We start from the raw sequence: 22,984 nt of genomic DNA on the forward strand, positions 1-22,984 counted from the left end.
AAATTCATTAATAAAGCTGTTGTTTTATTCTTGGATTGACGTGACGGTTCGCGAAATCTCGTCGTCAGCGTTGCTCAACATCCACTGTTCAAATCGGCTGCGAATGGGACGACCGTTACTAGTAAAAAAACCGGGGAGAGTGCGTAATCCATATGCTGTGATTAACGTTTTTATTCGCGCATAGTCAGGCAAACGTTGATTCAGTTGCATTATTGCCGCCACAAGCTGCTCAATATTCTGACTCTCCACTATGGCGGTCAGAGAGTTTTCGCCATCCCCCACCAGCACCATGCCATACAACTCAATGAATGCTTGCGCTTCTGATTCCACCCACTCAGGCGATATATTTCGTCCAAATGCGGTGATGATTTGGTTCTTCTTACGACCGTCGATGACGAGGAAGCCTTCTTCATCCAAATGGCCCAAATCACCCGTGGCATACCATCCTTGTTCAAATGGCTGATCGATATACCCCAGAGCAACACAGCCAGAAACATAGATTTCACCATCATTGGCAACTTTTACAGTAACGTGAGGCAGTGGCTTACCGCTGGTACCGGCTTTATAAGCAGACGGCGTGTTCAAGCTGACGACAGAAGCGTTTTCAGAAAGTCCATAGCCTTCATAGGCCGGAATGCCCAAGCTGTGCGCCATTTCCAACAGTTGCCGAGAAACACGAGCACCGCCAACGGCGACAAATGCTAAGTTGCGAGCAATAGAAGGCATCGCTTTGACAACGTCAATCAACGCCATTAACAGTGCAGGAGTCAGCACCAAGCTATTCGGCAAGTACTCCGCCAATGCCAAGGCAAATTGAGATGAGTTAAATGAACTTGAACCCATCAGCCCTACTTGTGCACCTGCTAGCACGACTGACGTAGCGCCTAAAATCAGAGGTACGTAGATACCCGTAATGTTTTCTAAAAGAGTAGAAAGAGGCAAAAGCACCAGATGCGTTTCGCATCTCACTTCGGTTGCTATGGTGTCTGTCAAAGATCGACTAACTTTGGATAGCTGATTTTGACTCAAACAAACACCTTTTGGATGGCCGGTCGAGCCAGAAGTAAAGGTGATTTTCGCAGTATGTGGCAGCAGTGGCTTAACACCTTCAACTGAGCGTTTCCAGATGCTTAGATCTTCAACTTCACCGACCATTTCCATTTCAGATGAAGCGGTTTTCGCCCAACTATGCCAGTTTCCCAGCAATAGGTCGGCACCAGACTGTTGCAAAATATGCGTCACTTGCTCTGTGGTGAAAAACAGAGGAACCGGTACGATAGGAATATCCGCATATAAAGCAGCAAGGTCGGCAATCACCCAATCAAGGCTATTTTCGGCACGCAGAGCGATACACCTAGGCGAATATTGAATAAGCTGCTCAGCAGTTTCACGAACTCTCACCAGCAGGTTCTGATAGGAGATCTCTTCAAACTCACCAACAAAGGCAATTTTATTTGGCGTATCCATGGAGTGGCGAATCAGCGATTCAATAATAATGTTCATAAAACACCTCCACGAGCGCGCAACGCTTTCTCAGCGAACAAAGATTCTAAGTGAGCCAATCCATGTTTTAAGTTACCCGCAACAATACGCGGTTGGTGCTGGTAATAATTCCCCCATGTGTAAGTTGCATCAGGAATTCGCGAAGGGTCTGCTTCGGCCAAAACGGTTGTTTCTAAACCAAGGCGAGACATCATGGCATAAAGCGGATCAGTCGCCGTGAAAATGCATCATTCATAGCCGCTTTCCACCAGCTTTTGAGTCATCAACAGGAAATGAAGTGTAGAGAAACCTTTGGAAAATGAGGCGAGCTGACCGAACTCAATCAGTCTACGACGGTCAATTGTACGTTCAAATACTTGGCTTAAAATCGAATCCGCTGACACATCTAAATATTGTTCTAAAAATAAAGGCTCATCGCTGGCAACGCGAAAGCCACATAGAGAACGGATCTCTCCGTTTTCCAATAAAGCCATAAACGTTGGCATAAAAGTGTTTAAGTGAGCATCAAATGCTAATGAATAACGCTGAGCAATATAGCTTTCAATATCACCACGTCGTGGATGAAAGCGATCGATAATCTCAAGTTTAAATGGATGAGATAGAAAGAAATCTGCCATATAAGAAGCCCTCACTACTTGCTATAGAGAGAGCTTAAAGAAGCAAACTTAAGAGAAACTTAAGGACAGCTTAAAAGTAGCATTTTTATTCAACCTACTTTAGGCACAAGATGAAAAACCAGCACAACAGCAAAAAAATGCCGCTGTCAGAGCGGCATTGATTCATTATTTGATCATCTGGTCGATTATTCTTCGTCTGCTTTCGGCGCAACTTTTTTCTTAGGAATGAATACGTTGTCGCCAACAGCCACGTTTTGATAGAAGCTCTTATCACGTTTAACTGGCTTTTTCGCCACTTTCTTTGTTTGCGACTTAACGCTTTTGTTCGCTTGTCCGTCAGATTTTCGAACAGGCTGTCTTGGTTTAAGACCTTTGAATTTACCGGTTAAACCTTCTAGTTCGTCGAACTGAATATCTTGTTGCAAGAAGGCTTCGACACGCTTGAAACTATCCCAGTCTTTAGGACCAACAAGAGAGAGCGCATCACCTTTGTTACCCGCACGACCGGTACGACCAACACGATGCACATATTCTTCGGTGTGTTTTGGCATGTCAAAGTTGATAACGTGAGTGACGTTAGCGATATCCAAACCACGTGATGCTACGTCAGTCGTCACCAAAATCTTGAACACTGTGCGCTCAAACTGACTCATAATGGTATTGCGTTGTGCTTGGTTTAGACTTCCGCTCAGAGCCACCGCTTTCAGCTTTTTCTCGTTCAGTTTTTCGGTCAGACGCTCAGTGTCAGCACGAGTTGCGGTAAAAATAATGACCTGACGGTAGTCCGCATCGTTTAACACACGCTCGAGTAGCGCCTCTTTGTGATCGAGGTGATCACATAAGTAGAAACGTTGACGAATATCTTTGTGCTGCTCGTTAGAAACCCCTACCGAAATACGACGAGGATCATTGAGCATTTCCGCAGCGATATCATTAACTTCAGCGTGATCTAGCGTAGCAGAGAACATCAAAGTCTGACGACGGCGATGTTTCGCAGCTTTATGAATATGACGAAGTTGAGGCGCAAAACCTAAATCCAACATACGGTCCGCTTCATCAAGGATCAGTGTATCCACACCATCTAAAAACAATGAACGGTGCTCAAGGTGATCCGCTAAACGTCCTGGCGTTGCCACAATAAAACGTGGATGACGGCTTAACGCTTTTACTTGGTCATTAAAGTTTTCACCACCGGTAATGAGCGTACCTGTGTAGCTTAAACCACCTAACATCACACGTAGTTCACCATAAACTTGCTTTGCCAGCTCACGAGTGGGCAGCAGGATAATGGCACGAGGATCTTTTGCTGAGAAAGCCTTTGTTTTTAAAGCTTTATGCAGAGTAGGAAGCAAAAAGGCTAATGTCTTACCGGAACCCGTTTTAGAAGAAGCCAATACATCTTTTCCTGCAATAGCAACAGGGATAGCGATCTTCTGGATTTCGGTCGCTTGTTTGAAATCGTAGTGAGCTAGGTTTTTCAATAAGCGATTATCTAAGCCTAAATCTTTAAACTGCAAAGGATTCTCCAAATCAGTGGGGTAGCCGAACACATGCGGCTAAATGGTCAAAATCAAAGCGCAGTATAATACCGCGAATAGTGCGCTAATAGATAGAGATCACAGAAAATATTCTCTTGCTAACACTTAAATAGTATATGCACTAAAGTCAAAATTGGTGCTAAAGTAATTCTTAGCTGTAAGAATTCACACAATTATTTGATTCATTGACATTATTTTGGATTATTTTGACTTTCACCAATTAGGCGAAGTGTAAAATAGTGGCTACACTATAACTCGTCACTATATGGGCAAGAATGTATAGGGCGTTCTGATATTTACATAAAATCAAGGAGTTCATATGAACAAGATGTTAATCGCGGCGGCAGCGTCTTCTGTATTATTACTAGCAGGTTGTGCATCAGGTCCAGACGAAGCAACAACAGCAAAATTGGACGAACTAAACAGCCAAGTTAGCCAACTTAACGACGAAGTTGCAACACTTAAGAGTGAGCACGCTGCACTAGATTCAAAAGCAACTGCAGCATCTGATTCTGCAATGGCAGCGCAAGAAGAAGCGGCACGTGCAAATGAGCGTATCGACAACATCGCTCAGTCTTATACTAAATAACACCCCAACCCAACTGTCCGCAGATGAGTTTTTCTAAGCCTCCTAGTTCCTCTATGGAAAATGGAGGCTTAATTTTTTCGCAATTACTGACTTGGATCGTTCACCTTTGACTAGCAACTCTTGGCAAAACACTAAAGTAAGAACCCTGAGATAACGTATGAAAGTGATCATTCTTCACGGACTGTACATGCACGGTATTGCGATGTTGCCACTTAGCCAACGTCTTGAGAAACTGGGCTACGAAAGTCAAGTCGTGAGCTATAACACGGTGGCGATTGATGAAAACAAAGTGTTTTCAGCCATTGATAAAGCCCTCGATCACAAGCAAGTCAATATTCTTGTCGGACACAGTTTAGGCGGAGTGGTGATCAAACGATATCTCGCTTCACGCAAACCCGATGTGCGCCTTATTTCCCATGTCGTCGCCTTGGGTTCTCCGATAAACGGTGCTTCTATTGTGGGCAAAATTCAACAGATGGGTCTGGGAGTGTTATTAGGAAATTCAGCGAAGTTTGGCCTGCAAAAACACGAAGATAAGTGGGAGTTCCCACAAAAACTGGGGAGCTTAGCGGGCACTATTCCCATTGGCGTACGTTCATTATTAATGGGGAGAGACGCGGCGCATTCCGATGGAACCGTCACCGTCGAAGAAACCAAAATTTCGGGAATGACGGCACACCATTTGGTACGAAACACTCACACCAGTTTGATTTACAGCTCAGGCGTTGCAGAACAGATCGATCACTTCATACGCTATGATAATTTCGCGCAGGAAAAAGCCCAGAGACCTCTCTCTTGAGCTTGGCAGTGAAATGATTTGATTAAGCAGCGATACCAAAACCGTAGGCATCAAGCGCTAAAATTTCGAGATCAATAGCGCGATGCAACACTTCACCGATTTCATCATCGTAGCTTGTACCGAGGATACAAGGCAGAGGAAGATAATGATCCGGCGTAGGATGGTTGAACCTTGCATGAGGCGCCTGGTTTACGTAGTCCAACAAGGCACTAATATTGCCTGACGCTAGTTGCTCACTCACCCATCCCGTGAACTGATTCACTTTCTCTACTCTATGTGGGTCTTGAGCTGGCGCAAAGATTTCACGCAAGTTATGGCTAATACCACCAGAGCCGACAAACAACACACCTTCTTCACGAAGTGGACGTAACCAACGACCAATTTCATAGTGAGAAACCGCATCCATATAGCTATTAATAGACACCTGAATGATCGGCACATTTTTTTGTGGATACATGTATAGCATGGGTATCCAAGCACCGTGATCCAAACCTTGCGTCGAATCCAGTTGGGCACTTATACCGGCATCTTGCAGTAATTTCGCTGCTTTTTGCGCCAATTCTGGCGCACCTTTCGCTGAGTAGTCGATATCATAAAGCGGTTTAGGGAATCCATAGAAGTCATGGATGGTTCCTAAGCTATGTCCGCTGGTGATCGTCACTGGACCCCGACGGTCATAGTGTGCTGAAAAAATCACGATGGCTTGAGGCTGTAGAAATTTTTCACTGAGCTTGTTAAAAAATTCTGTGGTTTGCGAATGTTCGAGCGCCATCATTGGAGAACCATGTGATAAGAACAATGCTGGCATACGTTGAGTTGATTTCATTTTACTTCTCCTGATTCGGCGGCTTTCGTTTTTAGTGTTAATACTATGTCTGGCTTAACACTATGTCTGTCCTAACACTATGCTGGCTTAAATCTAAGCTCGCCTTGACAATGTCGCTTAATATACCTATCAACTCAGGCGTGATAAAATAGCGTAGTGTTGCTTAATTATAAACGTGGTATTGCTAATATAGGCAGAAGTTAATATGGACAAAATAGTCGCGATGAGAGCTTTCACGACCGTTGTATCGGAAGGAAGCTTCATTAAAGCCGCTGATAAGCTAGAGCTGTCACCACAATTGATCAGTAAATATGTCGCTCAGCTTGAAGATAATTTAAAAATACGGCTGCTCAACCGAACCACGCGCCGTGTCAATCTCACCGAAGCAGGTCAAGCGTATTTCGATCGCTGTCACCAAGTATTAATAGATATTGATGACATGGAAAATGCCATTTCGAATTTGCATGCCCAAGTGTCAGGTACCCTGCGGATCAGTGCGCCGATGTCGTTTGGCGTTTATCACTTAGCTAGCCCTATCGAAAAATTCCAAACTCAGTTTCCTGAAATTAAAGTCGAACTGTTTTTGACTGACCGCAAAGTCGATCTTCTTGAAGAAGGGGTTGATATTGCACTACGTATCGGACATCTCAAAGACTCGGCGCTTGTAGCGAAAAAGATTACGCCAATCAATCTCTGTGTGTGTGCGGCGCCAGGTTATTGGCATAAACACGGCAGGCCAACTAACTTTGATCAGTTGTGTCAGCTTAACTACCTGCGCTTTTCTTACTCAGATCTGAGAAATCTTTTTACGCATTGGCCGAAGCACTTATCGCTACACGATTTTCGTAGTGATTTCGCCAGCAACAACGGCGATGTCATTGTCAAAACGGCGACGTTAGGCCGTGGCTACGCTATTCAGCCCACTTTTTTGACCGGTTCCGCGATAGCCGACGGAGAGTTAGAGGTTCTAGAGAACTTTCCAATCGAACCGCTTGGGCTTTATGCGCTTTATAATCACAGAGAATTTCTTGCATCCAAAGTCAGACACTTTATCGACTTTTTATCGAGCTTCTATGGCGAGCAACCCTATTGGGATAGCTATTAATGGACGGCTGTTTGAACACGGTTCATTCCTTTCTGAACTCATCGCCCATGCTTCAACGAGATCACTGTTAAATAAAAATAACTGTGATTTTAATCACACCTATTTACTTAGCACGCTAAGTAAATAAGAGTTAATCATGGTACATGACATAGCAAGCCTCAAAGAATTGTCTCTCGCTGAGCAACTAGCTCGCGTATCACGCCTTTGGAAAATGGTGGCAGATCGCGAGTTAGCTCCGCTTGGCCTTACACACCCACGCTGGACTGCCCTATGGAAACTAAGACGTCTGGGTGACAATGTAAGCCAGAAGAGTCTCGCTGAAGCGCTTGAAATTGAATTGCCATCATTAATGCGCACTTTAAATCAATTAGAAGAGCAATCGCTCATCACTCGTTATAGCTGTAAAAGTGACAAACGCGCTCGAATCGTAAGATTAACCGACGACGGGAAATCTCTGCTCAAACAGATGGAACAAAAAATCGTCGAAGTGCGCAGCCAGTTGTTGGTCAACATCAGTGATGAAGAGATAAAAGTGTTTTCATCGATACTCGAGCGAGTTTCACATAACGCGCTTGATTCACTTAGTCAAAAGTCAGAAACCTTAGAATAAAAGAGAAGTAAAAAATCATGACCCCAGATCAAAAATTCGCTCGCTGGATTAAATACTCCTGCTTCGGGTTTGTCTTTGTGTTCGCCTATTTTCTTGTTGCGGACCTTGCGATGCCATTGACACCTCAAGCAATGGCAACCCGTGTTGTCACAAAAATTGCTCCTCAAGTAGGTGGTCAAATAGCTAACGTCTATGTCAATAATAACCAGGTCGTACACAAAGGTGATGTTCTGTTTGAAATTAACCCAGAGACTTACCAACTCGCGGTTGAACAGGCTGAGCTTAATCTCCAACAAGTAATGCAAAACAACGATCAATTAGACGCATCCATCGCCGCTGCACAAGCAGATTTGAAAGCGAGCATTATCGTTGCAGAACAAAAGCACCGCGAAGCAAACCGACTTAATACTCTTTTTCTTCGTAACGGCACCTCACAACAGTTAAAAGATGATGCACAAAGTGCGGCTATTGCGGCTCAGGCAAATGTATCAGCGGCACAGGCTCGCTTGAAGCAGTTGCAAGTCAATCGCGGTGACGTGGGTGATAGCAACGTCAGTGTTCGCGTGGCACAGAATCAGTTAGACAAAGCTAAGTTAAACCTTTCGTACACCCAAGTGGTTGCCGAACATGATGGTATTGTCACTAACCTGCAACTGGAAAACGGTACTTATGCAAATGCCGGTAGTCCGCTCATCGCTCTCGTCGCTGATGAAGTGGATGTGATTGCTGATTTCCGTGAAAAAAGCTTACGCCACTTTGCATCAGACAGCCGTGCCTTAGTTGCTTTCGATAGCAAACCAGGACAAGTATTTGAAGCTCAACTCAGTACATTAGACGCAGGTGTGAGCGCAGGTCAGTTCGCCGCTGACGGTAGTCTGGCGACGCCAACCACGTCTAGCCGCTGGGTTCGCGATGCACAACGTATGCGTGTCCATTTAGCAATTGATAATAAGTTGGTAGAAAAGTTACCTTCTGGCGCTCGTGCCACGGTACAACTGATCCCAGAAAACTCACTGTTTGCATCACTAGCGAAAGCACAAATTCACTTTCTTAGTACCCTCCACTATATCTATTAATTAGGAGGAGGCATGAGATTATGGGATCATCCACTGTCTGCGAACGACCTCAGACAGTGCCTGCGTATTGCTACTGGTGCAACTCTTGGTTTTACCATCAGTAAGATCTTTAACTGGGATAACGGCGTATTTTTCACCGTCACACCCATGCTGCTTTTGGGTATGGTACCAGTGATGAATGCGCATGCGGCACGTCAGTTGGTTGCGGCTGCGGTTGTATGTGGTTTAGAAATTGGCATTTTGGGCGGGTTGTTCGGTGCTCATCCGGGTATGATGACCATCATTGCTTTTGGTTTGTTCTTGGTGAAATTTGCCTGTATGTCAAAGGGCAGCCTGTTTCTGTTTGGCGCAAACAGCGTTATTAGTTTGAGTATTATGCTGCACTTTGCCAGCTACCCAACGACAGATATCAACAACTTGGTTTTCACTAACTTATTGGCTAGTGTGCTCTCAGTTATCATTGCATACCTAATGACGTTTTTGATTGCCGATGTAGAGCCAAGGCAGCCGCCACCAAGACCAACAGAAGCAAAGAAAAGCCATCGCATGCGCCACGAAGCGATCATGGGCGCGACCATTGCAACCCTGTCATTTATTGTGTTTCAGGTTTTCAATTTAAACGACTCCCTATCTGCACAGGCAACCACCATATTGCTGCTTTTCCCTATGAACTGGAATGGCGCCATGGGTTATGCACGTAAACGTGCGATGGGGACATTAATGGGCGTAACCTTCGGTTTAATTGGACAAATACTGCTGTATGACTGGTCCGATTTATTACTGTTCGTTGCTCCGCTGCTCTGGATCGGCTCAATGATCTTTAGCTATATGCATGTGAAAGAGTCCAGTGGTTCAGGAGCGGGGTTTGGTGGCCTAACCACTCTTGGAATTTTGTTTGGCCAGTATCTTTCTCCGGGTGGTGACTTGGTTTACAGTGCTCTTTACCGTGTAAGCAGCATCTTGTTTGCGATTGTTGTAACACTACTGATCACTTACTTTGTCCATCGCCTGCTGAATAGTTTTGAATCAACGCGATTCAGTCATGACATGGCATAATGCATTTATACCAGTCTAAGTAAAAATATGATCAAATTTAGGCATTGGTGAAACAGCGAATGAGCGTCGAACACAAACACGCCCTTATTTTTATAAGAGCGGCCGTCCTTGGGGCTCCGCCGAGCCATCCATGGCTCGGAGGGTTTGCTTATCGACACCCATTCACTGATCAGAAAGTTTTCCAGAATGGTATTAGCCGCAACAATTAAATAACTGAAATAGCGCCTACGAATACAAGCCATATTCTATCGGCGCTATTTTTATACCATTAATCTGTTCAATCTTAGACAACATCGACTTGAGCAGGGAATGAATCTGCTTGGTATTAACACGCGTTATATCAACATCATTGACAAATTTGCATATAAAATCACCAAATCGTTACTCATATGATTACATATTCATCAGCTAATCGTTGTGCCAGTTGGTACATTTAACAACTCAATAGCTGAAAGTAATTTGCATGCTTTATCGCCAATTCGCATTTTATGCTCATTAAATGAGCATTATTGTTTCTAAATTCTAAAATAATGTTAAATAATAGTAATTTCACCCAACAACATGGTGATCACGATCACACTCATAAATCTCACACCCTTATTTGATTTTTGATTTTCGGACGAGGCTGATACCCTGCCGCCCACTTCAAAATGAATGTTGAAGTGCATAACTATAAGGAGTGTTCATAATGGATACCAAAAAGCCGTTATCCTTAACCAGCCGAGTTATCATCGGTATGGTCGTCGGTATTTTAACCGGATTTATCATTCGCGCCCTGTTTGCAGGCAACGGATTCGTCGATGATTATATTGTCAACGGGCTGTTTGAAGTTGGTGGCAAAATCTTCATCGCTAGCTTGAAAATGCTTGTTGTGCCACTGGTGTTTGTATCACTGGTATGTGGTACAAGTTCTCTCAAAGACATCACAACTCTTGGGCGTATGGGTGGCAAAACCCTTTCGTTTTATATCATCACCACCGCTTTCGCGATTACACTTGCTCTGTTTATGGGTACCGTTTTTCAACCAGGAGCGGGGGCTGACCTAACCGCTGCCAGCACGTTTACAGCAACGGAAGCACCATCATTGGGTAAGGTGATCATTGATATGTTCCCAACCAACCCAATCAGTTCTATGGCTGAAGGTAAAACGCTGCAAATTATCGTATTTGCACTGCTGTTTGGTATTGCGATCAGCGCTGCTGGTGAAGCCGGCGAACGCGTAGCTGCAATGTTCAATGACCTGAATGAAGTGATCATGAAGCTGGTTGCATTATTAATGAACATTGCACCATACGGCGTGTTCTTCCTAATGGCGAAGCTATTCACTAGTCTTGGTTTAAGTGCCATTGTCAACTTAGCAGAATACTTCCTGGTACTTTCCGCGGCACTGCTTATCCATGGCTTAGTCACCTATAGCGTTATGTTGAAAGCTTTCTCTGGTCTGAGCCCTATTACCTTCCTGCGTAAAATGGAAGATGCGGTAATGTTTGCCTTCTCGACGGCATCATCAAACGCAACCATTCCAGTTAGCATGGAAACCGCTAAATATCGCTTAGGCGTCGATAACAAAGTCGCGTCTTTCACTATTCCGCTTGGTGCTACAGTAAACATGGATGGCACAGCTATCATGCAGGGTGTAGCAACTGCATTTATTGCTCAAGCATTCAACATTGATCTAACGATGGGTGACTACCTAACCGTTATCTTGACGGCAACGTTGGCTTCTATTGGTACTGCTGGTGTTCCGGGAGTAGGTCTGGTCATGCTGGCGATGGTTCTCAACCAAGTGGGTCTACCACTAGAAGGCATTGCTCTAATCATGGGTGTTGACCGTTTACTGGATATGATTCGTACTGCGGTTAACATCACTGGCGATTGTTGTGTTACCTGTATTGTTGCGAAATCTGAAAACGCATTAGATATCGACAAATTTAACGACCCCGTCGCTGGCGAAAAAGAAGAAGAAGTTCATCTTCATAAATAAGCTTATGTAGATTTAAACGCCCCTCGTAGCCATGGCACTTGGGGCGAATTCGTTTTCACTTGATTGAATTGACTCAATATTTGCCCAAGCTCACACTCCCGCTAATAAATCAGTTTATCTGCAACCAGAATCTACCAAGTTCACATTCTGAACAAATGATCCTTCCTACACTGAGGCATATCATTTCCACGACGCGATAAAGAAATGTGAGGATTCATAATGAAAAAAAAATGGCCACTTATCTTTTGCTCCTTGTTGATATCTTCTCCGAGTTTGGCTTCAGGCACTGCTGCTCAAGGACTGAACTTAACCCATTCCTACGTTGGCTATGCGGCTGTCATTATCTTTGTCGCTGCTTATCTGCTAGTCATGCTAGAAGAGTATTTGCAACTCAGGAAATCAAAACCGGTGTTGCTAGCAGCAGGTCTGATTTGGGCAATGATTGGCTATGTTTACCAACAGCAAGGCGCAACCGAAATCGCTCGTCAAGCACTCGAATATAACTTACTGGAATATGCAGAACTGCTGCTGTTCTTGCTCGTCGCCATGACTTACATCAGTGCGATGGAAGAACGACGGCTTTTTGATGCCTTACAAGCGTGGATGGTAAGCAAAGGATTTAATTATCGAACCCTGTTTTGGATAACAGGCTTGCTCGCTTTTTTCATCTCTCCCATCGCGGACAACTTAACCACGGCGTTATTGATGTGTGCGGTGGTGATGAAAGTGGGAGGCAAGCACAATCGCTTTATTAATATCGCTTGTATTAACATAGTGGTTGCTGCTAACGCGGGCGGGGCTTTTAGCCCTTTTGGCGACATTACCACACTGATGGTATGGCAAGCTGGGCATGTCAATTTCACTCAATTCTTGAGCCTGTTTATTCCTGCTATAGCTAACTACATGGTTCCAGCGCTGATTATGTCTTTCTTTGTGCCAAAAGAGGCACCGGATACCGTTAACGAACATGTCGAGCTAAAACGCGGTGCCAGACGCATCGTACTGCTGTTTATTCTTACCATCGCCACGGCGGTGGGCTTCCACGGTGCCTTCCACTTACCTCCAGTAATAGGAATGATGATGGGCTTAGCCTATCTGCAATTCTTTGGCTATTTCTTACGTAAAACATTAGCAGGCTCCCTTGCGAAGAAAACCGCTATGGCTATCGCCAACAATGATGAAGCCGCTCTCAAACGCATCGGTTCAGTGGTTCCCTTTGACGTATTTAGCCGGGTATCACACGCCGAATGGGATACACTATTATTCTTTTACGGCGTCGTTATGTGTGTAGGTGGACTGAGTTTGTTGGGCTATCTCACTATGATTTCCGAGGTCATTTACACCCAATGGGATCCAATGTGGGCAAACATCACTGTGGGTATCCTGTCTTCGATCATAGATAACATACCTGTGATGTTCGCAGTGCTTTCGATGGAACCGTATATGTCGCTAGGAAACTGGTTGTTAGTGACGCTAACAGCAGGTGTTGGCGGCAGCTTATTATCCATAGGTTCAGCAGCAGGTGTGGCTTTAATGGGCGCCGCCCACGGCAAATACACTTTCTTTGGTCATTTGAAGTGGGCGCCTGTCATCATATTAGGTTATGTAGTGAGTATTGTTTTGCATCTCACATTGAACCACGCGTCATTCAATGTATTCTTCTAGCGCAATGATTAACCAGCAACTGGTAACAAACCACTGAGCATATTTATTGTGATGCTTAGCTTTGTTCCAGTTGCAATAGCTTACTTTTAGTTTCAATACCTCCTGCATAACCCGTTAGCTTACCGTTTTTACCGATCACACGATGGCATGGAACGATGATCGATATTGGGTTTTTACCGTTGGCTAATCCGACAGCTCGCACGGCTTTTGGGTTGCCAATTTCTTCCGCCAGTTGCTGATAGCTCCATGTCTCACCGTAGGGAATACGACATAATGCCTGCCAAACCGACTGCTGAAAGTCGGTACCTTTTGCTGCCAATGGCAAATCAAACTGAGTACGTTGTCCCGAGAAGTATTCGTCTAACTGGCTTTTAGCCTGATGCAAAATCTCATGGGTTTCGCTGTAAGCGCCTAACTCTGAAGGCTTCGTTGTTTCTATTTCAAACCAAGCACCAAGCAAACCGTTGTCGTTTGCCTGAAGAGTCATTTGCCCGTACGGGCTCTGATACAAGGTGTAGTAATTCATGTTATTGGTTCCAACAGTAGAAAGTGGTGTAGCTACCCCTAGCTACTACTTTTTGTTTGTTCATAAGCTTGAAACTCACTTTAGTTTACGTTGCTTGCAGCATAACACTAGCCATTTGGGAAATTGAATGATTGGCAAAGCACAAATTGATGCCAATCTGGCGCCAAAGTTCATTCGAATTTTTCAAACAACAAAATCAATCATTCTAGATTATCAAGTCGATATTCATCTTCTAAAATTCATTCCAACAGTCACAGACAACATCATAACTTATTCGAAAGTTTTGAACTTTAAGGAATCTATATATGTCAGCTCTTAAAAAACTTCTCGCATCAAATGCAGGATTTGCTCCACTCGCTTTGCGTCTTCCTATCAGTATCATTTTTATGGCGCACGGCTCTCAAAAATTATTCGCTTGGTTCGGCGGCTATGGTCTTCAAGGCACAGGCCAATGGATGGCATCAATTGGTTTAGAACCGGGCGTGCTAATGGCATTCCTTGCTGGTAGCGGCGAATTCTTCGGTGGTCTCTTCATCCTAATCGGTTTATTCACTCGTCCAGCAGCAGCAGTTCTTGCTTTTACTATGGCGGTGGCAATCCTGAGCACACACATTAGCAATGGTTTGTTTCTATCTAACGGTGGTTACGAGTTTGGTCTGGCGCTTCTTGCAGCCGCAGTATCACTCGCAATCTCTGGCGCGGGCAAATTGAGTGTAGACAACATACTAAGCCAATCTAGATAATGACGCGGTTCAATCTGATGCCATCTTAGGTAAAAATATGATCAGATCGGCGACTAGCTAAATTGAATAAGAGAAAGGCGAGCAGTTCGCATCTGCCCGCCTTTCTCTTTTGGATAACCTTTTTTAGATATAGCTCGATAACCTTGAAAACTACAAACTCGCTTCGCCAGCACGCTGAATGCTGTAAGCAGTGAGAGGATCAATGTTCTTCACTAACTCTTCAACATGCCCTATTGCCTCGATAGTCGAGCTATTTTTGCGATAGCTCAGGAACACTGGTCGATGCCACTCATCTATCCCAGGCACAAGATGCAGCTCACCAGAAGCAATAAATGGCTCGACAATCGACGTTGGCATATAAGCACTACCGCCTTTCTCCAAAATGAAATCTAACGCAATACGCGCTGTTGAGGTGCGTAAAAAAGGCGCAGGCGCTTTTGGGTGTCTATCGGCATGTTCTGCGGCAAAACGAGAGCCCCAATCCACGTAGACATAGCGATTATGAAATACCGACTCTAATGTGTCATCTTGGGTAGAGACAAGCACGAGCACCAGATCGGCCACTTTCTTGCAGTTCAGCTCTTCCGCTTTAATCTGATCAAAGGCAAACGCCATATCTAATGTGCGCTCCAGCAACTGTCGGCTAAGCTGTTCACGTCCCATCACTTCTGCCATGAACGCATAACCACCAAATGCATCGGTCACAACACTCAAGCAGTTTTGTAAATACGCATCCCACACGTTTGGTGTACCACCAATGGTCAGTTGCAGTGCTTGACCATTTTCCAGAGAAAGCTCAAATTTGGCCTGCTGCAAGGTCGTCACCATCACCTCTGCATAACTAACCAAACGTTCCCCTGCCGATGTCAACTTAATGTTGTTGCGATCACGAGTGAAAAGTTGTGTGTCAAAATAGCTTTCTAATTGTTTAATACGTGCACTTACAGCCGCTTGAGTTAAATATAGGTTTTCAGCAGCACGACCAAAATGGCGTACCTGAGCCAACTCAAGAAAAGTACGAAAGACTTTTACGTCCATATAGAATCCTCTGAATTTACAATCGAAGATTAACAAGGAAGTACAATTATGACGATAAAAAATTTTTGTTTTTCTTTTATATAATTTGCGCCTAACTTTCGCGGTGAACCAAAGCTACATAGTAGCAGCTCATATTTACACGAGGTTGATATGTTTGAGACTGCATTTCGTACAGGTAAAAAACGTTTTTACGACACGAAAAAGTTCCCGCGCGGATTCGCGAAATCTGGCGATTTCACTCTTGCAGAAGAGGATATTCTTACACTTTACGGTGAAACTCTAAACGGCTTGGAAGCTGGTACTCTGCAACCTGAAAACGCAGAAGAACAACAATTTCTAAAAGTCTTGGAAAACCCAGAACTAGCATCAAACAAAATCGAGAAAGCATGGTTAAAATACGTGCGTTTGGCTCGCGGTCGGAAACGTTTTCACACATTGAATGGTCGCAACAAACTTGACGCATCATCAGACGATTACACCGATACTGATGACGAGCCAAGCTTAACCGAAGAAGGTTAAGAAACAGCTTCAGCACACACTTCGTGCTGAAGCTGTGTACCACTTAGCAAAATACCACAGCTACAAATAGCTACTCTGCCCTCACAATGTTCTGCTTGCTAATCGGCACTGATTGCTAATTAGTCACTATCTATTTAGCCAACATACTATTTAGCCAGCATATTATTTAGCCAACATGGAGACCTTCTTCAAAAAGGTGTCTTTTAAGTGCTCTTGGTCATACTCAAGATGGTAGGTATTGTGAAACCCTACTTTCAGCTCCACGCCATTGCCACGTAGATAGATACTGTATCCATCGTAATCCGAAAATGCTTCAACACCCTCATAGATTTTGCCATGCTCCGTCGGTGTGCCGTGTTCTATAATTGCCTCATACGCGTGTAAGATTTTGGTTGGATCAAGTTCGTTTTTCATTGCTTTACTCCTTAATCTTTCCTTGCACATTAATTATGGGTAACGAACTTTCTCTTCGCCAATTTGCTATGCGCTACGAATCAAAATTTCACTTAATTTTAAATGTAAATTTTGTTATTTAACTTTTACACATTTAGCGATAAGAAGAGCATGAATAGCCGCTAAAAACGACATAACGTCTGTTACTAACACCGTAAACAAGCTCATACAACGAAAGTTTGACATAAAACAATGGCAGATAGCGAAAACTTATTTTATAATGCAAATTAATAAAACAACCCAAGGTGTTTAAAGCGTTGCTGTCATAAAACAGCAACAATCGAAGACATCCAAATGTCACTTTACGCATCAAGGGGAGAAAACAATGACCAATATTAAGGGCGAAACATGAGACTTATCCCACTGAACAACAAAGCACAAGTCGGCAAATGGGCAGCGGCGCACATTGTTAAGCGTATCAATGCATTCAAACCCACTGCAGAACGTCCGTTTGTTCTAGGTCTACCAACAGGTAGCACTCCTCTTGAAACATACAAAGCCCTAATCGAGCTTTATAACGCAGGTGAAGTGAGCTTCAAGCATGTTGTGACATTCAACATGGATGAGTATGTCGGTCTACCAGCGGATCACCCTGAGTCTTACCGTACATTCATGTACACCAATTTCTTTAATCATGTAGATATCCAAGAGCAAAACATCAACTTGCTTGATGGTATGTCTGATGATCACGACGCGGTATGTAAGCGTTACGAAGAGAAGATCAAATCTTACGGCAAAATCAACCTATTCATGGGTGGCGTAGGTAACGACGGCCATATCGCATTTAACGAACCAGCATCGTCACTATCTTCACGCACTCGTATCAAAACACTGACTGAAGATACTCGTATCGCGAACTCTCGCTTCTTTGGTGGCGATGTGAGCCAAGTGCCAAAATACGCACTAACTATCGGTGTGGGTACTCTGCTTGACGCAGAAGAACTTCTAATCCTAGCTATCGGCCACAACAAAGCGCTTGCTGTAGAAGCGGCGGTTGAAGGCTGTGTAAACCACCTTTGGACAGTGAGTGCACTTCAATTGCATGCCAAAGCCATCATAGTGTGTGATGACCCAGCCACTCATGAGTTAAAAGTAAAAACGGTTCGTTATTTCAACGAGTTAGAAGCAGAGAACATCAAAGGCTTCTAATTTTTGTCGCTTTTCAAACGGACAAAGGAGCGATTTCGCTCCTTTGTTTTATTGATGCATTTCACTCATTGTTATACCAATTTCACGATTAATCTGTTCAGTATTAGACAATGAGCACCGAACGCAAACACACATAAACCCTTCCATGGGGCTCCGCCGAGCCATCCATGGCTCGGAGGGTTTGCTTATCGGTACTCAATGTCTACTTGATCAGGAAATTAATGTGTTTGGTATTATTTGCTATTGACCGCTTTAACAAACACCTCTTGTGCCCCTTCAACACCTAATGCTTTGGCTTCATCCAGCAAACTTAGCGCTTTAGGGATATCGCCAACTTCTACCGCCTTCTGAATTGAAGTGTGGTAATAGGTTTGTGTGTCTGGCAATGGTGTTTTGGCATTTCTGGCATCTTCGGTAGTGGTACTTTCCTTTTCAGAAGAACGCATAAACGATAAAAATCTTGGCCCGGATATCTCAAGTTCAATAACGCCTGTCAAAGCATGTGGGATAGGGATATCTTTAAGCTCGGGCATATAATTACCACGAGCTTCTGCGTCAATACGCCCAGGATGAGCAACAGAAGTGATGCCATTTAAATACTCATCTTTGGTATAAACGATCAGATAGAGATTTTTATAACCTTGAGGAGGATAAAATTCCACATCGGCAACAAGGCGATTGCCTAAGTTCAACCGTGGTTTTCGATATTCAAAATACGACTCATCGTATGATTCAATAATCTCACCAGTTTTATTTACGATAAGAGCGTTCGGATAAAAAACAGACTCATTGATCTCACTAGTAATAGAAAGCGTCAGTTCTCCTCTATCGGCAGGGATTTCGAATACAGCAACCGGACTGTTGACTCGGTCATTACTTAAATACTGGCTTTGTGATGTCAGTGAAACCTTTGTTGTGCTGGGTAGCTTAACTGAGATCGCCTCTAGTTGGGCAATTGATGTTAAGTGTTGCTCAGTCATATCCATTGGTTGTTCAATAATGGGAGCGGTTTGGCATCCAGCTAACGCAATACAACTGCCCAACAATAAACTTTTAAACTTCATTTCGCGCTCCTTAGTTATTTTTCTAACAACTCTAATTTGCAAAGCCGTTAGAAAAATAGCCGATATACATCGGCTATTAAAAACGTCAATTAGTTAGCAGCCCAATTTACCACCAAGCTTCTACTTGCACACCAACTACGAAATCAGAATCACCTTCATCACCAAAAGTTGTTCCTTCGTAATCAGTCAAGTAAGAACCGTAGACGCGCAGTTCAGGACGAGCCCAGAAGCTATCTCCCATTGCCCAAGCTTGCGCTACAGTAAATTTGCTACCCGCAAAATCATTGCCATCAACATCTTCACCACCATTGTAGCCAGCTTCAAATACCGTACGCATAGTATCGTTCCACTTGTACATTGGACGAACAACCGCTGAATATTGATGAATATCCGCTTTTTCAGCACCGATATCAGAACCAGCAAGGAAGGCTAATTGGTGACCAAGTTCCCAAGATTCACCTAGATTTACGACACCCCAGTTAAGTACACGATAACCGAATGCATCATTGTTTTCATCAGTACCACGACTGTAGTATGTACCAGCACCCCAGAGGTTAGCCATTTGTACACCGTAACCGGCTGTACCCACTTGCGCGATAGTTTGGTTAAAACCGTTACTTAAGCCTTGATGAAGAATTGCGGTTCCCATTACACCATCATCAGCTGCTTCTGAAGCCCCTTCTTTTTCGGTTGCAAAGTTGTATGCTACTGCTAACTCTAAAGATGCATTGTCCCAAAGACCAATGTTAGCTAAACGCGCATCAAAAATGTAACCAGTTGAGTCGCTTGCCGAACCATCTTGCACTAAAGCAACAGAAAGTTTTTGATTGCCAACAGATAGGTTTTCAATACCACCACCAGTACCTGATGTATTTAGGTAGTAAAAGTCTGTAATGTGGATGTCTTTACGTTGATAGTAACGTTTACCAGCCCAAAGAGTTGCGTCTTTATCTGAAGCAAGCAATCCTTTTGCCTGAACATTAAACTGAGCTACGTTAAAGTCGCCATCCTCCCAACCCGATGCACCATCATTGCCCTGAGCAATCATTGACTCAACTTTCCAAGTTTGTTCACCTGTTTTCAACTCTTCAGCAAAGCCAAACTCATAGTAGTTGTCGTTTTCATTACCAAGACGACCAACACCACTTTTCATGAAAGAAACATCACCTTCACCGTTGCCGCTGATACCAGTACCTGCGCGGAAGTAACCATTAAAATCAACAGCGAAAGCAGAACCAGCCGCTAGAGTAGCAGCCACTGCGGCAGCAATTACACTTACTTTTTTCATTATTAACTCCAAATAGGATCTTATTTTTAGTTTCTTAGTCCTCTTTCTATTTAGAGCCCGAAAGGCAGAAACGGAGTCACGATAAAAAGAGGTAAGACGGGACAAGTCCCCAGTTGTTTCAACGTTATTTAGGTTAATGAACTCGCATAGGGATGACTTCCTCCACCCCAAATTAATTTGAGGGGGATGATTAGGGATGAGATTTTTTGAGGTATGGTGTTTTTGAAACGCTGATCACGCAATTTAGGGGGAGGAGTGATCGAAAGTTTTCACTTTCGTGGAATACAAAATGCATTAGATCACTATTTAGCGATAAAATGTTCATAAAAATGTAATGAAATTACAGAATAAATTTTATTGAACGGCGCTTGACCTAACAGTGGCAACGCTTTTTACTTAAAATAAGTGGGTAACTTATACCCAAACTATAAGAACGTAACTGACAATGACTACAACTGCTTCTCGTCCGTATCCTTTGGGTGCAACACTTGATCCAAATGGATGCAACTTTTCTATCTATGCTCCAGCCAATGATGATTTGGTTCTTGCGCTATTTAATTCTGATGGCAGCTACGAAACTCATCCATTAGAAGGTGAATATGCTGGAATAAAACACACCTATATGTCTGGAATTAAAGCGGGACAAAGGTATGGTTTTATCTCCCACGAAGACGACAACAGCTTATTGTATGTTTCAGACCCTTATGCCAAAGCGTTAGATGCACCGCTCACATATACTCCGCCCTTCTCAACAGAAGACAGTTTTGAGCTTGCCAAGTGTTTGGTCATTAATGATGACTTCGACTGGCAAGATTCACCAAAGCCCAATATCGCCCGCGATGAAATGGTGTTGTTTGAAACTCATGTAAAAGGTCTCACTCAACTTCATCCAGATGTTGAGAAAAAGGCGCGTGGTACCTATATGGGCTTAATTAGTGAGCCGATGCTATCGTTCTATCGCCAACAACATATCAATACTCTGCAACTGCTGCCGATTGCCGCATGTATGCATGAACCTCATTTGTTGGATATGGGTAAAGTCAACTACTGGGGTTACAACCCTTTTGTCTTTATGGCTCCCGACCCTCGTTACGCGATTAAAGACGCCGTTACCGAATTTAAAACCGTTATACGGGAGCTCCACAAACAAGGCATCCAAGTTATTTTAGATGTGGTTTACAACCATACCGCAGAAGGCGGACAAGATGGCCCAGTTTTCAATCTCAAGGCGTTAGACCCCAATTATTATCTTAGACACGGTCCCCATTTCGCCAATTTTACTGGCTGCGGTAATACAGTTGATCTCTCCTATCAGCCATCGCTTAACTTGGTGATGGATACCCTGCGCTATTGGGTTAGTGAATATAAAATTGATGGTTTCCGTTTCGACTTAGCGGCGACTCTCGGACGCCGAGGCGATGACTTTAGCCGCGAAGCCGCATTCTTCAAAGCCGTCGCTCAGGATCCTGTACTCCGCGAAGTAAAGTTAATTGCCGAGCCTTGGGATATTGGTCCTAATGGTTACCAAGTGGGTAATTTCCCTTTTGGCTGGAATGAAACCAACGACAAACTGCGCGATATTACCCGTAGTTTTTGGCGTGGTGACCAAGGCTTTCTCAAAGAATTCGCAACACGTCTTATGGGCTCGCGAGATCTCTACAGCGCCGCAAACTGGCCCTATAAACTCACGGTTAACTACATTACCTACCATGATGGCTACACGCTTCAGGATTTAGTATCGTACAAGCACAAACACAATGAGGCTAACGGTGAGCAGAACCGCGACGGTCACGGTGATAACCGCTCCGACAACTATGGTGAAGAGGGTGAAACCGATAATCTCGCCATTCAGGCAACTCGTGAACGTCAAAAGCGTAACTTTATGGCAAGCCTGCTGTTTGCATTTGGTATTCCGCATATTCTTACCGCAGATGTGCTTTCCCATACCCAGAAAGGTAATAACAACGCCTATTGCCAGGACAACGAGATCAGTTGGATTAACTGGGAACACTCAGAGAATAAAGACATTTTCAGAGAGTGGCTCGGACAAATGGTTACAGCCCGCCAAACCTATATGATTCCGTTTATTCGTGCCTTTAGTGGCGACGAACGTAACTTCAACCGCATCTTCTGGAGACGCGTTGATGGTCATTTGATGGAACATGACGACTGGAACAGAGTCACTTCGGTTGCGCTGCACATGGGCATCGGCAAAGACGAACAAGAGCTTTTATATCTTATTAACCAAACCAATGCGCCGGTTAGATTTAAACTGCCAAATGACCGTAATCAAGATTGGAAAATCATCTGCGATACTAACTTACGTCATATTCAGCCCGGACACGCAGAAGGTGAAGTGCTTCAGCTACCCACCTCTATGGCGCTTTTGCACTTTCAGCCAAAGAAAAAAGGTAAGTTGTTATAGAATTTGGCTCTCAAAAATAATAAAAGTAAGGGAGAGCTAGCAGCTCTAATGCCAATCAGTTAAGAGAATCCTCGTTCCCATGCTATGCGTGGGAATGCATATTTGGCTCACAGAAAGTCAGATTAACTGCCTATTTTGGCTTTGGTATGCATTCCCACGGGGGACTGAAGTGACCCCCAATAGTTGGACAACCAATTATTGGGGGTCTTTTATTTATGTCCAAATACAGTCGCGAGTTAAAGTTCAAAGTAGCTAAAAAGTATCTTGATGGCTCCACTCCTCGAGAGCTCGCTGAAAAATATTCTGTCCCAACAAAACATGTTCGTTATTGGGCTCATGTTTTCACTATGCATGGTTCAAATTCATTTTTAATTGATGGCCATTCTCTTAGTGCGGAAGCTAAGCTGGAAG

20 protein-coding genes and 2 pseudogenes are annotated in these 22,984 nt (G+C 43.9%); 13 read left to right on the plus strand and 9 right to left on the minus strand.

Translation table 11 applies throughout. The features are described from left to right. Positions 1–24: 24 nt before the first annotated feature. The 3 genes and pseudogenes from ACK5MF_RS05160 to ACK5MF_RS05170 all read right to left on the minus strand — a co-directional run bounded on the left by ACK5MF_RS05160 (position 25) and on the right by ACK5MF_RS05170 (position 3,649). A complete protein-coding gene (locus ACK5MF_RS05160) occupies positions 25–1,503 on the minus strand; it encodes an AMP-binding protein (protein WP_416920021.1) in 1,479 nt (492 codons plus the stop codon). After that, positions 1,500–2,120: pseudogene (locus ACK5MF_RS05165) on the minus strand (thermostable hemolysin). The gene ACK5MF_RS05160 and the pseudogene ACK5MF_RS05165 overlap by 4 nt, the downstream one beginning before the upstream one ends. Before the next feature lie 185 nt (positions 2,121–2,305). Next, positions 2,306–3,649, minus strand: coding sequence for a DEAD/DEAH box helicase (locus ACK5MF_RS05170; protein WP_416920056.1), 1,344 nt, complete (start codon positions 3,647–3,649; stop codon positions 2,306–2,308). A 328-nt stretch (positions 3,650–3,977) separates the two neighbouring features. On the opposite strand from ACK5MF_RS05170, the gene ACK5MF_RS05175 reads away from it, so the two are divergent. Together ACK5MF_RS05175 and ACK5MF_RS05180 are read left to right on the plus strand one after the other, a co-directional pair. Continuing rightward, entirely contained in the window at positions 3,978–4,247 is a 270-nt protein-coding gene (locus tag ACK5MF_RS05175) for an Lpp/OprI family alanine-zipper lipoprotein (protein WP_416920023.1), read from the plus strand. A gap of 157 nt (positions 4,248–4,404) precedes the next feature. Next, complete coding sequence (locus ACK5MF_RS05180; RefSeq protein ID WP_416920025.1) at positions 4,405–5,046, plus strand: esterase/lipase family protein; 642 nt, start codon at positions 4,405–4,407, stop codon at positions 5,044–5,046. Between the two features lie 22 nt (positions 5,047–5,068). Here the strand turns inward: ACK5MF_RS05180 and ACK5MF_RS05185 are convergent, their stop codons facing one another. After that, positions 5,069–5,872 (minus strand): DODA-type extradiol aromatic ring-opening family dioxygenase, encoded by an 804-nt coding sequence (locus ACK5MF_RS05185; protein WP_416920027.1) that lies wholly within the window; start codon positions 5,870–5,872, stop codon positions 5,069–5,071. Positions 5,873–6,077: 205 nt separating this feature from the next. On the opposite strand from ACK5MF_RS05185, the gene ACK5MF_RS05190 reads away from it, so the two are divergent. The 6 genes from ACK5MF_RS05190 (at position 6,078) to nhaD (ending at position 13,368) form a co-directional block, all read left to right on the plus strand. Continuing rightward, positions 6,078–6,977 (plus strand): LysR substrate-binding domain-containing protein, encoded by a 900-nt coding sequence (locus ACK5MF_RS05190; RefSeq protein WP_416920028.1) that lies wholly within the window; start codon positions 6,078–6,080, stop codon positions 6,975–6,977. A gap of 136 nt (positions 6,978–7,113) precedes the next feature. After that, positions 7,114–7,587 carry a transcriptional regulator SlyA gene (slyA, locus tag ACK5MF_RS05195; protein WP_416920030.1) on the plus strand — a complete coding sequence of 158 codons (474 nt, stop codon included), beginning with the start codon at positions 7,114–7,116 and terminating at the stop codon, positions 7,585–7,587. 17 nt (positions 7,588–7,604) lie between these two features. After that, positions 7,605–8,663, plus strand: a complete 1,059-nt coding sequence (locus ACK5MF_RS05200) for an HlyD family secretion protein (RefSeq protein WP_416920032.1) — start codon at positions 7,605–7,607, stop codon at positions 8,661–8,663. Positions 8,664–8,675: 12 nt separating this feature from the next. Continuing rightward, a complete protein-coding gene (locus ACK5MF_RS05205) occupies positions 8,676–9,719 on the plus strand; it encodes a DUF2955 domain-containing protein (protein WP_416920034.1) in 1,044 nt (347 codons plus the stop codon). A 688-nt stretch (positions 9,720–10,407) separates the two neighbouring features. After that, complete coding sequence (locus tag ACK5MF_RS05210; RefSeq protein WP_416920036.1) at positions 10,408–11,703, plus strand: dicarboxylate/amino acid:cation symporter; 1,296 nt, start codon at positions 10,408–10,410, stop codon at positions 11,701–11,703. Positions 11,704–11,922: 219 nt separating this feature from the next. After that, on the plus strand, positions 11,923–13,368 hold the full coding sequence (gene nhaD, locus ACK5MF_RS05215; protein WP_416920038.1) for a sodium:proton antiporter NhaD: 1,446 nt from the start codon (positions 11,923–11,925) through the stop codon (positions 13,366–13,368). Between the two features lie 55 nt (positions 13,369–13,423). On the opposite strand, the gene ACK5MF_RS05220 is transcribed toward nhaD, so the two are convergent. Further along, positions 13,424–13,894: a methylated-DNA--[protein]-cysteine S-methyltransferase gene (locus ACK5MF_RS05220; protein ID WP_416920040.1), complete on the minus strand. Its 471-nt coding sequence runs from the start codon at positions 13,892–13,894 to the stop codon at positions 13,424–13,426. A gap of 305 nt (positions 13,895–14,199) precedes the next feature. Between ACK5MF_RS05220 and ACK5MF_RS05225 the strand changes: the two genes are divergently transcribed. Next, on the plus strand, positions 14,200–14,637 hold the full coding sequence (locus ACK5MF_RS05225) for a DoxX family protein (protein ID WP_416920041.1): 438 nt from the start codon (positions 14,200–14,202) through the stop codon (positions 14,635–14,637). A 150-nt stretch (positions 14,638–14,787) separates the two neighbouring features. On the opposite strand, the gene ACK5MF_RS05230 is transcribed toward ACK5MF_RS05225, so the two are convergent. After that, positions 14,788–15,675, minus strand: coding sequence for a LysR family transcriptional regulator (locus ACK5MF_RS05230; protein ID WP_416920043.1), 888 nt, complete (start codon positions 15,673–15,675; stop codon positions 14,788–14,790). Positions 15,676–15,825: 150 nt separating this feature from the next. Here ACK5MF_RS05230 and ACK5MF_RS05235 point away from each other — a divergent pair, with 150 nt between their 5' ends. Next, positions 15,826–16,194, plus strand: coding sequence for a DUF413 domain-containing protein (locus ACK5MF_RS05235; RefSeq protein WP_416920045.1), 369 nt, complete (start codon positions 15,826–15,828; stop codon positions 16,192–16,194). 162 nt (positions 16,195–16,356) lie between these two features. On the opposite strand, the gene ACK5MF_RS05240 is transcribed toward ACK5MF_RS05235, so the two are convergent. After that, positions 16,357–16,608, minus strand: coding sequence for a DUF3081 domain-containing protein (locus tag ACK5MF_RS05240; protein WP_165313243.1), 252 nt, complete (start codon positions 16,606–16,608; stop codon positions 16,357–16,359). A gap of 387 nt (positions 16,609–16,995) precedes the next feature. On the opposite strand from ACK5MF_RS05240, the gene nagB reads away from it, so the two are divergent. Beyond that, positions 16,996–17,796: a glucosamine-6-phosphate deaminase gene (gene nagB, locus ACK5MF_RS05245; protein ID WP_416920047.1), complete on the plus strand. Its 801-nt coding sequence runs from the start codon at positions 16,996–16,998 to the stop codon at positions 17,794–17,796. A gap of 233 nt (positions 17,797–18,029) precedes the next feature. Here the strand turns inward: nagB and ACK5MF_RS05250 are convergent, their stop codons facing one another. Together ACK5MF_RS05250 and lamB are read right to left on the minus strand one after the other, a co-directional pair. Continuing rightward, positions 18,030–18,860, minus strand: coding sequence for a MalM family protein (locus ACK5MF_RS05250; RefSeq protein WP_416920049.1), 831 nt, complete (start codon positions 18,858–18,860; stop codon positions 18,030–18,032). A 106-nt stretch (positions 18,861–18,966) separates the two neighbouring features. Further along, entirely contained in the window at positions 18,967–20,148 is a 1,182-nt protein-coding gene (gene lamB / locus ACK5MF_RS05255) for a maltoporin LamB (RefSeq protein ID WP_416920050.1), read from the minus strand. A gap of 445 nt (positions 20,149–20,593) precedes the next feature. On the opposite strand from lamB, the gene glgX reads away from it, so the two are divergent. Both glgX and ACK5MF_RS05265 read left to right on the plus strand, forming a co-directional pair. Continuing rightward, entirely contained in the window at positions 20,594–22,573 is a 1,980-nt protein-coding gene (glgX, locus tag ACK5MF_RS05260) for a glycogen debranching protein GlgX (protein ID WP_416920052.1), read from the plus strand. Positions 22,574–22,788: 215 nt separating this feature from the next. After that, a pseudogene (locus ACK5MF_RS05265) lies at positions 22,789–22,984 on the plus strand (helix-turn-helix domain-containing protein); the annotation flags it as partial.

The sequence above is a fragment of the Vibrio sp. genome, assembly GCF_047973365.1.
GTDB lineage: Bacteria > Pseudomonadota > Gammaproteobacteria > Enterobacterales > Vibrionaceae > Vibrio.

Coding starts and splice junctions, on each gene's coding strand:
- ACK5MF_RS05160 (WP_416920021.1), bottom strand. CDS start 1,503: ATGAACATTATTATTGAATCGCTGATTCGCCACTCCATGGATACGCCA.
- ACK5MF_RS05175 (WP_416920023.1), top strand. CDS start 3,978: ATGAACAAGATGTTAATCGCGGCGGCAGCGTCTTCTGTATTATTACTA.
- ACK5MF_RS05180 (WP_416920025.1), top strand. CDS start 4,405: ATGAAAGTGATCATTCTTCACGGACTGTACATGCACGGTATTGCGATG.
- ACK5MF_RS05185 (WP_416920027.1), bottom strand. CDS start 5,872: ATGAAATCAACTCAACGTATGCCAGCATTGTTCTTATCACATGGTTCT.
- ACK5MF_RS05190 (WP_416920028.1), top strand. CDS start 6,078: ATGGACAAAATAGTCGCGATGAGAGCTTTCACGACCGTTGTATCGGAA.
- slyA (WP_416920030.1), top strand. CDS start 7,114: ATGGTACATGACATAGCAAGCCTCAAAGAATTGTCTCTCGCTGAGCAA.
- ACK5MF_RS05200 (WP_416920032.1), top strand. CDS start 7,605: ATGACCCCAGATCAAAAATTCGCTCGCTGGATTAAATACTCCTGCTTC.
- ACK5MF_RS05205 (WP_416920034.1), top strand. CDS start 8,676: ATGAGATTATGGGATCATCCACTGTCTGCGAACGACCTCAGACAGTGC.
- ACK5MF_RS05210 (WP_416920036.1), top strand. CDS start 10,408: ATGGATACCAAAAAGCCGTTATCCTTAACCAGCCGAGTTATCATCGGT.
- nhaD (WP_416920038.1), top strand. CDS start 11,923: ATGAAAAAAAAATGGCCACTTATCTTTTGCTCCTTGTTGATATCTTCT.
- ACK5MF_RS05220 (WP_416920040.1), bottom strand. CDS start 13,894: ATGAATTACTACACCTTGTATCAGAGCCCGTACGGGCAAATGACTCTT.
- ACK5MF_RS05225 (WP_416920041.1), top strand. CDS start 14,200: ATGTCAGCTCTTAAAAAACTTCTCGCATCAAATGCAGGATTTGCTCCA.
- ACK5MF_RS05230 (WP_416920043.1), bottom strand. CDS start 15,675: ATGGACGTAAAAGTCTTTCGTACTTTTCTTGAGTTGGCTCAGGTACGC.
- ACK5MF_RS05235 (WP_416920045.1), top strand. CDS start 15,826: ATGTTTGAGACTGCATTTCGTACAGGTAAAAAACGTTTTTACGACACG.
- ACK5MF_RS05240 (WP_165313243.1), bottom strand. CDS start 16,608: ATGAAAAACGAACTTGATCCAACCAAAATCTTACACGCGTATGAGGCA.
- nagB (WP_416920047.1), top strand. CDS start 16,996: ATGAGACTTATCCCACTGAACAACAAAGCACAAGTCGGCAAATGGGCA.
- ACK5MF_RS05250 (WP_416920049.1), bottom strand. CDS start 18,860: ATGAAGTTTAAAAGTTTATTGTTGGGCAGTTGTATTGCGTTAGCTGGA.
- lamB (WP_416920050.1), bottom strand. CDS start 20,148: ATGAAAAAAGTAAGTGTAATTGCTGCCGCAGTGGCTGCTACTCTAGCG.
- glgX (WP_416920052.1), top strand. CDS start 20,594: ATGACTACAACTGCTTCTCGTCCGTATCCTTTGGGTGCAACACTTGAT.